This window comes from Parapedobacter composti (genome assembly GCF_900112315.1).
GTDB classification, from domain to species: Bacteria; Bacteroidota; Bacteroidia; order Sphingobacteriales; family Sphingobacteriaceae; genus Parapedobacter; species Parapedobacter composti.
Window position 1 is genome coordinate 750,808 of record NZ_FOLL01000001.1, and the last position, 10,054, is coordinate 760,861.

The following is a 10,054-nucleotide window of genomic DNA, read 5'->3' on the forward strand; positions in this document are numbered from 1 at the left end:
TACAAATAGGGGATTTGCAAAAGCCGGAACAGCTTCTGACAGGACACACCTATGGCTATCAGGCCATAGTTTTAGCTTATTTTAGGCGGTAGCCAAATGGAGAAAAAGCCCGAAGAATAGTAGGCTTCTTTGAAACCGAATTTTTGCTTTTTAGCTGCTGCTAAGTGATTTTTTGCCTTTAATTCGATTATGGTTGGGACATTTAGGGAAGTGGTTGAAGCACCGCACCTGCAAGAGCTGTGTGAACAGCCGCCCCCGCATTTGTCACTTTTGCATTTTTTACAGGATTTGCCCTTGCAACCTTTTTTATGTTCTGATTTTTTGGATTTCTCCTTTGAGCAGGAAGACTGCTCGGTCTTTGTTGAATTTTTGGAACAGGCATAGCTCTGACTTGGCATCATAAAGAAAACCAAACAGAACAATGTCAAAATGCCTATATGTATTCTATAATTTTTCAACGCAACAAAGTTACAAATTAGATTGGTTTTTTTATATCGTTTTACGTTTTTTTTTGCTATATGGAAAAATAATGCCATATACGCAATAACCTATCGCCTTTTTTCAGAATTGATAAAATGTCCTTTTTCATCAACCCAACCTCATGGAAATTCGGTCGGAAAAAGGGCATTTCAAAAAGTTGCTGGCTTAGGCATCCAAAGGTTCTATTTTGAAGCCTGCCTTTTGCACGGTCGATATTACTTCCTGCTCGGTAATGCCCTCGGACTTCACGGTAAGTACCTTGTCCTTGTTGGCCGTGTCCACTTCCCAATGGCAGATGCCCTCTGCCTTGTCCAAGTGCGGCTTTACAGATGCGATACAGCCGCCGCAATTGATGTTCGTCTTGAATTGAAATTGTTTATTTTCCATTGTTTACAAATTTTAGAGTTATCTGATAATGCAAATTTCCGTACTATTCAGTTAGTTATTGTTGTGTAATTTCTTGTTTGATTTGTGAGATTTACTGTTTTATTTCTTCCACTTCAACCGCAGGCTGTTACTGACCACGCTCACGCTGCTCAATGCCATTGCCGCACCCGCAATCATCGGGTTGAGCAGGAAGCCGTTAACAGGGTAAAGGATGCCTGCCGCTACCGGAATGCCGATTACGTTGTAGATAAACGCCCAGAACAGGTTTTGCTTGATGGTGGCTACGGTCTGTTTGGACAAGCGTATTGCCTGCGGTATCTTGGTCAGGTCGGACGAAATGATGGTCATCTTGGCTACGTCCATTGCGATGTCGCTGCCTTTGCCCATTGCGATACTTACATCGGCTGTTGCCAATGCGGTGCTGTCGTTGATACCATCGCCCACCATTGCCACTACCTTTCCTTTACTTTGCAGTTCTTTCACAAAGTCGGCTTTATGCTGTGGCAAAACTTCGGCTTTGTAATGCTTGATGCCTGTCTGCTCCGCAATGGCTTTAGCGGTAGCTTCATTATCTCCGGTCAGCATATACAGGTCAATGCCCATTTCCTGCATTTCCCGGATAGCCTGCACCGATGTTTCCTTAATCTTATCGGCGATAGCGATTACAGCAAGAGCCTTTTTGCTGTTTGCAAACCAGATAACGGTTTTGGACTGTTTGCCCCATTCTTCGGCCTGGTCTTGTAATTCGCTGGCAATGGCAATGTTGTTTTCTGCCAATAGCTTTTTGTTGCCTACATAATAGGTTTCGTTGTCATGGTCTGCTTTTGCGCCTTTGCCCGTAATGCTGTCGAACATAGATAAAGAGGTGGTCGCTACACCGTCAAGATGCTTCACTACGGCTTCTGCCAATGGATGCCCGGATTGCTTTTCGATGCTCAAAAGGATTTCTTTTGCGGTGTCCTCACTGTTCAGCCATTTAATGCCCGTTACCTGTGGTCTTCCCTCGGTGATGGTTCCGGTTTTGTCCAAAACGATGGCATTTACTTTTTTGGCCAGTTCCAAACTTTCGGCATCCTTTATCAAAATGCCATTTTCAGCACCTTTACCAACGCCTACCATAATAGCGGTAGGTGTCGCTAAGCCTAAAGCACAGGGGCAGGCAATGACCAATACCGTAACGGCTGCCAACAGGCCTTGAACAACCCCGTTTTCGCCTCCCAAAATCAACCATAGTGTAAATGTCAGGATGGCAATACCTATCACTGTCGGAACAAAGATGCCCGCAATCCTATCGACCAGTTTCTGTACGGGTGCTTTGCTTCCCTGTGCATCCTGCACCATTTTGATGATGTGGGCAAGCATGGTTTCTTTACCCACTTTTACCGCCCTGAACCGGAAGCTGCCTTTTTGGTTAATCGTTCCTGCAAATACTTTTTCTTTTTCTTTTTTCAATACAGGTACAGGCTCACCGCTTAACATGCTTTCGTCCACATACGAATTGCCCGATATGACCATGCCGTCTACCGCAATCTTTTCACCGGGCTTTACGAGTATCACATCGCCTGCGCTTACGTCTTCGATAGCGGTCTGCTTTTCCGTTCCGTCCGCCTGTACCACGATGACCGTTTTCGGTTGCAAGCCCATCAGCTTTTTAATGGCTGAAGAGGTGTTGCCTTTGGCTCTTTCTTCCAGCAGTTTTCCCAAGAGGATGAATGCGATAATAACGGCTGCCGCTTCAAAATATACGTGGGCGTGCAGTCCCCGTTGATGCCAAAAGTCGGCAAACAGCATATTGAAAACACTGAACAGGTAGGCAATACCTGTACTCAATGCCACCAGCGTATCCATATTGGCGGAACGGTGCTTTGCCTGCTTCCAAGCGTTTACAAAAAAATCCCTGCCCAACCATATTACAACGGGTGTGGAAAAGAGCCACATTATCGGGTCTGCATAGGGCATATCCATAAAGAACATTCCTATGACTACCACGGGCAGGGAAAGGATAATTGCCCAAATGGTCTTGTTTTTCAGGGTTCGGAATTTCTTTTCGTGGATGGCTTCGAGCGTTTCCTGCTGCTTGGTTTCGTCTTCAATCAATAGGTCATAACCTACTCCCTGAACCGCTTTTTGCAGCGTGGAGGCATCGGTCATATTGGGCAGATATTCTACGGTAAGATTGCCCGTTGCAAAATTCACGGAAGCATTGACTACTCCCGGTTGGTATTTCACAATGCTTTCGGCACTGCCCGCACAGGATGCACAGGTCATGCCCAATACCGGAAAAGCACCTTTAACCGTAGGAACTCCGTAACCTAAATCTTTAATTGCCTTAACAGCTTCGCCTACGGTTTCATTACTATCTACTGTAATTGCTGCCCTGCGGTTGTTCAGCTCTACTTTATGGGTTTCTACGCCTTTTACCTGTGCCAATCCTTTTTCAACGATTAATGCACAGTGTTCGCTTTCTACATCCTCCAACGGAATGTATATATTTTCTCTGTTTGTCGCCATATTTGCCTGCTTTAATTTACAATGCAAAATTGGCTATTATAATTATGGGTACTGTTGTGAAATTTTGGACTTGATTTGTAAGATTTACTTACACTTTATCCAACGGTTTTCTTTTATCCTCTTTAATCTGTTTGAAATGGCTTGGTGTTAGCCCGGTAACTTTTTTAAACTGGTTACTCAAATATGCCACGCTCGAATAATTTAGGCGGTTCGCAATCTCACTTAATGACAACTCATCATACACCAACAATTCTTTGACTTTCTCCACCTTTTGGGCGATAAAGTATTTTTCAATGGTCGTACCCTCTACCTCTGAAAACAGGTTGGACAGGTAATTGTAATCGTGGTGCAGTTTATCGCTCAATACATCCGAGATATTGATTTTTATATCATTATCTTGATGATGCACCATGTCTATAATAGTGTTCTTTATCTTTTCTATTATTCTGCTCTTTTTATCGTCAATTATCTCAAATCCTAATGGTACTAAAGTCTTTACCAAAGCATCTTTTTTTGCGGGGGTTATCTCTTGGGCTAAGATTACTTCACCCAATTTTATATTCTTAATACCTAAACCAAGTTCTTCCAATTCATTCTGCACTACCATAATGCAGCGGTTGCAAACCATATTTTTTATAAAGAGTGTATTCATATTTATTCCCTATTCACTTTTTACATTCATAGTAATTATATACAAATTTAGTATTTAAGTTGAACCAAACTCGTTGCTTACCATTTAATTCATTTTTTACTTGCCGAATGAACAGATACATTAATTTAAAATTACCCCTCTTGCTGTATCAAATGCTGTAAATCGGGGTCGATCTTAATCCGCTTCATTTCGCTTTCCACAATATGAACAACGTCCGCTTTGACCTGCCTGTAATTGGCTTCAATGACCTGTTTCATATTGTTGTTGCCGTTTTCATCGGCAAAGGATAATATCTGTGGTATCTTCTTATAGGCTTTGGTTTCGGCAGAAACCTTTTCGTTATCCACCACGATTTCAGCATGAAATATTTTCTGCTCGATACGTTCATCAAAATTGTCTGAAACAGACCCCACGAACATTCCCTGTGTCAACGTAGATATTTTGGAAGCCGGAATAAGGCTGTCCAATTGCGTGGATATAGAAGTAGATTTGTCATTACGGTTGATGGTCATGCTTTGGCGTTTCTGCAACACTTTCCCAAAACGCTCACTTAGGTTTTTGGCTGTTTCACCCACCACTTGACCAGAGAAAATATTGCCTACGGTATTTTGGATGACCTTGCTTTCCTTGTCGCCATAATCCCTTATCAATTGCGAATAGTCTTGAAAGCCTAAGCATACTGCCACCTTATTGCTACGTGCCGTTGCGATAAGGTTATCTAATCCCCTGAAATATATTGTGGGCAACTCGTCTATGATAACCGAACTCTTTAACTTATCTTTCTTATTGATGAGTTTTACAATCCTCGAATTGTACAATCCTAAAGCGGAAGAATAGATATTTTGACGGTCGGGGTTATTACCCATGCACAAGATTTTCGGCTCTTGTGGGTTGTTGATGTCCAGTGAAAAATCATCACCCGTCATCACCCAATAAAGCTGTGGCGAAATCATCCGTGACAATGGAATTTTTGCCGATGCTATCTGCCCCTGCAACTGGTCTTGTGCTCCGCCCTGCCACGCATCCATGAAAGCCGACAGGTAGTTTTCAAGTTCGGGATATGAGGTCAATAACGTAAATACGTCTGCGTATTTTTTATTCAGCAATTCAATAGCATGGGGAAACGTGCAATACTTTCCATCATCATAGATTTTCAGAAACCAAATGATTGAGGCAAGCAGTATAATTGGGCTTTCCACGAAAAAATCCCCTTGCTTCAAAATCCACGACCTGTTAAGGTTAAGCATGATGGTATAAGAGGCTTCGTAGGCATCGGATATATCCGTCATAAAGGCAGGGCTTAGCGGATTGCATCGGTGGCTACGGCGTGGGTCGTCAAAGTTGATAACATAAAACTTGGGTTTTACCTTATACTTATCGGAGTGTTTCAGCAAATGGTTGTAGGCAATCGTGGAAAGGTCGTCAAACTTGAAATCGTAGATATACATCGCAAACCCCTTTTCGATGTGTTGCTTGATGTAGTTGTTTACGATGGCGTAGGATTTTCCGGAGCCGGGAGTACCAAGTACAATCGAAGCCCGAAAAGGGTTTACGATATTAACCCATCCATTGTTCCACTTGCCTTTGTAATAAAACCTTGTGGGAAGATTGACCGAGTATTCATTTTCTATCAGACGGGTTTCCTGTTGGAAACTCTCGTTTTCATTATTGAAAACATCGTCCATCAGATTATTGCGGAGTAGTCGGCTCATCCATACCCCTGCCATGAGCAAGGCTATATAACCCAAACTCGTTGTAAGGATGTAAAGCGAGGTGGCAACACCTGCCGACAGCTTTAACAATGGCGTGTTCAGAAAGAACAGCACAAAGCCGATAACTAAGACGGTGTAAATCTTAGCCCACGTTATCTTTTCATTCTTTACGCCCTTAGTGCCGAGACAGCTTAACGCTAACAACAGCAATGCAAAAATCTTGGTGTAAAGGGTGTGGGCAAACAGCCCTGCGGTACGGTTGAAATTGGTCAGTATCTTGCCGATAATTTCCAGTGTCCATCCACGTTCGGCAAAGAAACCGTAACAGAACCAATAAAAGTGCATCAGTACCAAAAGAATACTTACCGCACGCATAAAAGCCATTATTTTGGCTAATCCTCTCAAATCGTCTTCTCCCTGCATAACAAAAAATTTTAGTGATGCAGGAAATTTAGAGGCTATTTAAAAGGGCTTATCCAAAGCGGTGTCGGATGGCTTTTGGTGGCTTTGTTTGACAGTATTTTAAAACCACAATGACCAAGATGTTAATCCTGGTCATTGATGGTCAAAAAAATTATTGTTGTCTTCCCCGTTTTTTGTGTTTCTTCTTTTTCTTCATGCGGTTGGCAAATGCCTGTTCCTCGTAGTCTTCGCCCTGTGCCTCCGGCAGTAGCCTACCCAATCCGTCTATCCATAAATCATCGGTCTCCTGTTCTTTATTAAGGAAGTTAAAAAGTACGTGGGCTTCCTCTTTCTCTACGGTGTTGGTCGATGACTGATTTTGTGCGGTTGCTTTTTCAGCTTCTTGGCGTTGCCCGACCGCCTGCCCGTTCCACCAATCATTAAAGACATTAGCCGATAGGTTTTTGCCCAAAGCTGAACCGTTCCAAGCGGTACGGCTTTCGTGGTCGATAAAGGTCATACCATATATACGCCCCTCATCGTTGCGCCGTACCACGGCATTGATGCCCTGCTCCAACAGTTGCTTTTTAAAATCGGCTTCATTAGTGGCGGTGTGCATCGCTACTTCAATGGTGCTTTTGAGTACGGCTCTTGTGGGGTCGGCTTTCATTTTCTCCTTAGCCTTTGCGAATTGGTTTCGCAGTTCGTCCAGTCCTGCCTGTTTGCCAAAAAGGGATGCCTTAAAAGGATTGCTTGCTTTTTCTCCCTGTTCGTTCAGTGCAAAATAGACAAGACCGTTTTTAGGCTGTCCGTGCAATTCCCCTTTGACTTCCTCTGCCGTAATATTGAAAAGCGAAAGCAAGGCATTGTATGCGCCGAGGCTTGCGTACCCGTAATACTTCGGCAGGTGTCGCACCACCGATGCGATTTGGCTCTTAACGTCTCCGGCTCTGTAATCCACCGGACGGAATACCTGCTCATTTCCCGTTCGCTGTTTTTCCGTGGCAGGTATAAGATTGTACGTTTTTTCCAAATCCCGACAGATTGCCATTGAACGTGGATGGTCGTAACTGTCCGGTAGCTTTTTGCCGTCCAAACCCACACAGACCGTAACGATATGGATATGGGTGCGTTCAATATCGGTATGCTTAAAAACGATATAAGGTTGGTTGCCGTACCCCATACGCTCCATATATTCCTGCGCCATTTTTACGAACTGCCCATCGCTGACCCTATCCGCAGGATCAGGGTTCAGCGATATGTGGCGCACAGGCTTTTCAGTTTTGATATTTGCGGACAGATACGGCTCAAAACACTGGTGCAGGTAAGCGGTCGAATAGGTATTATCCAACGTTTCGGGTATTCTGTTCAATAACAAAACCTGCCCGTTTTCACTATCAATCTTCTTTTGGTTATAGGAAATAGCACCGTACAAATTCTCACCCTTGCCAATCTTTGCTATCATCTTATCTGTGTTTTTGCAGGTGTTCTTTTTCAAATTCCTGTGTTAGCTCAATCACTTTCCGGCATAAGTCCGCCATTTCTGCCGTCTGCTTTTCCAGTTTAAAGAGGTAAGCCGATGCCTTTTTCTCCGAGAAATTACGATAAAGTATCTTCACGATTTGGTTGTAATTCACGCCAACCGCTCTGAACTGGCTGTAAAAATTGGTCAGCCTCGTATGAAAATCGACTGCATCCATATCAATTTTTACGGTTTTGACTGGCTTCTGAAAGATGCAGGCTGTAATAAAATGTGCCATTACTTTCATTCCCGATTGCTCGAAAAATGTAAGGAATTTGGCATTTTCTTCGTCCGTAAGGCGAAATACATAACGGTGGATGCTTGGGTTTGCTTTAGGCTTGCGCCCACCTTTGTTCTGTTCCTTTTTCTCTTTTCCGTTCATTATAAAATCCATTTTAATATTCAACAAAACCCCGACTTCGGAGGGTGTTTTAAAACTCCCTGCAAGGGCAAGTGGTTTTGAGGCACGAAACGGGTTTCGAGTGCCTCAAAACATAACTTGCTCTGTTCGGGTGAACAGAAAATCCGTCCGCCTATCGGCGGATGCGGATTGGGTAAAGCGGAAAAAAACGGCTTTGTGCCGTTCCACCCATAGTTTCCATTCACCAATGATTTTTCCATTCGCCCTTTGCATTTAAGCCCTTACAAAGTAAGGGTAGCTTTTTCAAAGTATTGACCTATCGCCACGACCAAACATTGCCAAAAAATGCCGTGGATTACCGCTTTAAATCAATGGAGCGGAATAACCTGCTTCTTTGCGCTATCAGTCACGCAAGCCTGTTTGCAGGCATCCGCTCCCGATGGCAGTTGTGAAAGACGGAGCGCAGGAATGCCGGAACACATGACGGCGTTTCGCATGGCAGGCAGGAATGCCGGACGGCATGAAATCTATCCGGTAGCCATTCCATCGGGCAGGACGACAGGCATGCCATAGGTCTTGCTTGTGTGAAAGCCGGAATGACGGCACGCCTGACTGAACGAATGACGGCAAGCCCGACAGACGGGATTGTATCAAGACTGCCGGACGGTGTGCAGGGATGACAGCCCTGTTTCACGCCGGATGGCAGGCAGTCCACGGAAATAGAAACTTAAAAATAGAATAGAAATGGAAGCAACAAACAGGACAAAATTCATTGCTTTTTCAAGCCAAAAAGGGGGCGTTGGGAAAAGCACGTTTACAACGGTTATGGCAAGCATACTTCATTACCAAATGGGTTATAATGTAGCCGTCTTTGACTGCGATTATCCACAGCACAGCATCTGCCAAATGAGGGAACGGGATTTGAAAGCGGTCATGCAAAACGAGGTGCTGAAAAAACTGGCGCACCGCCAATTTTCCACCATCAACAAGAAAGCCTATCCGGTACTGCAAAGCAAGGCTGACAATGCCCTAACGGATGCGGAAGCATTCGTACAGTCCTCGACCGTTCCCGTGGATGTGGTTTTCTTTGATTTGACCGGAACGGTGAACACTTCGGGTTTGCTGAACACACTGGCAGGAATGCACCATATCTTTTCGCCCATCACGGCAGACCGTGTGGTCATGGAAAGCACATTGAGCTTTACCGATGTACTGACCAACGTCCTTATGAAACAAGGTCAGACCTCCATCGAAACCATACGGCTGTTTTGGAACATGGTCGATGGCAGGGAAAAATCGCAACTGTACGAAATCTACGGCAACGTCATTAACGAGGTCGGACTGCAAGCAATGGAAACACGCATTGCCGATAGCAAACGCTTCCGCAAGGAGAGCGAGGCAACGGCAAAGACCGTCTTCCGCTCCACGCTGTTACCTCCCGACAAAAGATTGATGAAAGCCTCCGGCTTGGATTTGTTCATCAGTGAATTTTTAAGAACCGTCAAACTGTAACCGCTATGGAGAATGAAAACAAGAAAAAGCCGAATGCCCCGATTGACGAGGCATATCTCATGTCCATTATGGCAGGTGAAACAAAGAAGCCCCAACAGGCGGTAGCCCCGCAAGAGCCGAGCGCAGAGCCGACAAAGGAAACGCCAATGGAAAAGCCCGTAGCCAAAGAGCGTACCCGACAAAAGAGGATTTCCGATACGGGCTATGGCGAGCGGTTTCTCAACAGCCACACCATGACACGCCGTGGTGATAAGAGCATCTACATCCGGCAGGAATACCACGAACGGCTTTCCCGTATCGTGCAGGTTATCGGCGAGGATAAAATACCCCTGTACGCTTATTTGGACAATATTCTCGAACATCATTTTGAACAGTTCGAGAAAGCCATCACCGATGATTTCAACAATAAGTTTAAACCCATGAATATTCCGGGGAAAGTACACCACTCGTTCCGGATGAAAGTACACCAGTGAAGATGCCAATAATCTGCGCAGCTGCGCCACTGGGTTTTCAAA

General features: G+C 44.5%; 8 protein-coding genes. 2 read left to right on the forward strand and 6 right to left on the reverse strand.

Going from position 1 to position 10,054, the window contains the following annotated elements:
• Positions 1-645: 645 nt before the first annotated feature.
• The 6 genes from BM030_RS02965 to mobA all read right to left on the reverse strand — a co-directional run bounded on the left by BM030_RS02965 (position 646) and on the right by mobA (position 8,048).
• Positions 646-867, reverse strand: coding sequence for a heavy-metal-associated domain-containing protein (locus BM030_RS02965; RefSeq protein WP_002981097.1), 222 nt, complete (start codon positions 865-867; stop codon positions 646-648).
• Between the two features lie 99 nt (positions 868-966).
• Positions 967-3,378 carry a heavy metal translocating P-type ATPase gene (locus tag BM030_RS02970; RefSeq protein WP_090970852.1) on the reverse strand — a complete coding sequence of 804 codons (2,412 nt, stop codon included), beginning with the start codon at positions 3,376-3,378 and terminating at the stop codon, positions 967-969.
• Between the two features lie 88 nt (positions 3,379-3,466).
• Positions 3,467-4,030: a helix-turn-helix domain-containing protein gene (locus BM030_RS02975; protein ID WP_090970854.1), complete on the reverse strand. Its 564-nt coding sequence runs from the start codon at positions 4,028-4,030 to the stop codon at positions 3,467-3,469.
• Between the two features lie 131 nt (positions 4,031-4,161).
• Complete coding sequence (mobC, locus tag BM030_RS02980) at positions 4,162-6,165, reverse strand: conjugal transfer protein MobC (protein ID WP_090970856.1); 2,004 nt, start codon at positions 6,163-6,165, stop codon at positions 4,162-4,164.
• 151 nt (positions 6,166-6,316) lie between these two features.
• Complete coding sequence (gene mobB / locus BM030_RS02985) at positions 6,317-7,609, reverse strand: conjugal transfer protein MobB (RefSeq protein WP_090970858.1); 1,293 nt, start codon at positions 7,607-7,609, stop codon at positions 6,317-6,319.
• Between the two features lies 1 nt (position 7,610).
• A complete protein-coding gene (mobA, locus tag BM030_RS02990) occupies positions 7,611-8,048 on the reverse strand; it encodes a conjugal transfer protein MobA (RefSeq protein ID WP_090971048.1) in 438 nt (145 codons plus the stop codon).
• Positions 8,049-8,771: 723 nt separating this feature from the next.
• On the opposite strand from mobA, the gene BM030_RS02995 reads away from it, so the two are divergent.
• Positions 8,772-9,539, forward strand: coding sequence for a ParA family protein (locus BM030_RS02995; protein ID WP_013666836.1), 768 nt, complete (start codon positions 8,772-8,774; stop codon positions 9,537-9,539).
• Positions 9,540-9,544: 5 nt separating this feature from the next.
• Positions 9,545-10,012 (forward strand): DUF3408 domain-containing protein, encoded by a 468-nt coding sequence (locus tag BM030_RS03000; protein WP_090970860.1) that lies wholly within the window; start codon positions 9,545-9,547, stop codon positions 10,010-10,012.
• Positions 10,013-10,054: the final 42 nt, after the last annotated feature.

Excerpts from the sequence above, each read along its gene's own strand:
- BM030_RS02970 (WP_090970852.1), bottom strand. The coding sequence starts at position 3,378 with ATGGCGACAAACAGAGAAAATATATACATTCCGTTGGAGGATGTAGAA.
- mobA (WP_090971048.1), bottom strand. The coding sequence starts at position 8,048 with ATGAACGGAAAAGAGAAAAAGGAACAGAACAAAGGTGGGCGCAAGCCT.
- mobC (WP_090970856.1), bottom strand. The coding sequence starts at position 6,165 with ATGCAGGGAGAAGACGATTTGAGAGGATTAGCCAAAATAATGGCTTTT.
- BM030_RS02995 (WP_013666836.1), top strand. The coding sequence starts at position 8,772 with ATGGAAGCAACAAACAGGACAAAATTCATTGCTTTTTCAAGCCAAAAA.
- BM030_RS03000 (WP_090970860.1), top strand. The coding sequence starts at position 9,545 with ATGGAGAATGAAAACAAGAAAAAGCCGAATGCCCCGATTGACGAGGCA.
- BM030_RS02975 (WP_090970854.1), bottom strand. The coding sequence starts at position 4,030 with ATGAATACACTCTTTATAAAAAATATGGTTTGCAACCGCTGCATTATG.
- BM030_RS02965 (WP_002981097.1), bottom strand. The coding sequence starts at position 867 with ATGGAAAATAAACAATTTCAATTCAAGACGAACATCAATTGCGGCGGC.
- mobB (WP_090970858.1), bottom strand. The coding sequence starts at position 7,609 with ATGATAGCAAAGATTGGCAAGGGTGAGAATTTGTACGGTGCTATTTCC.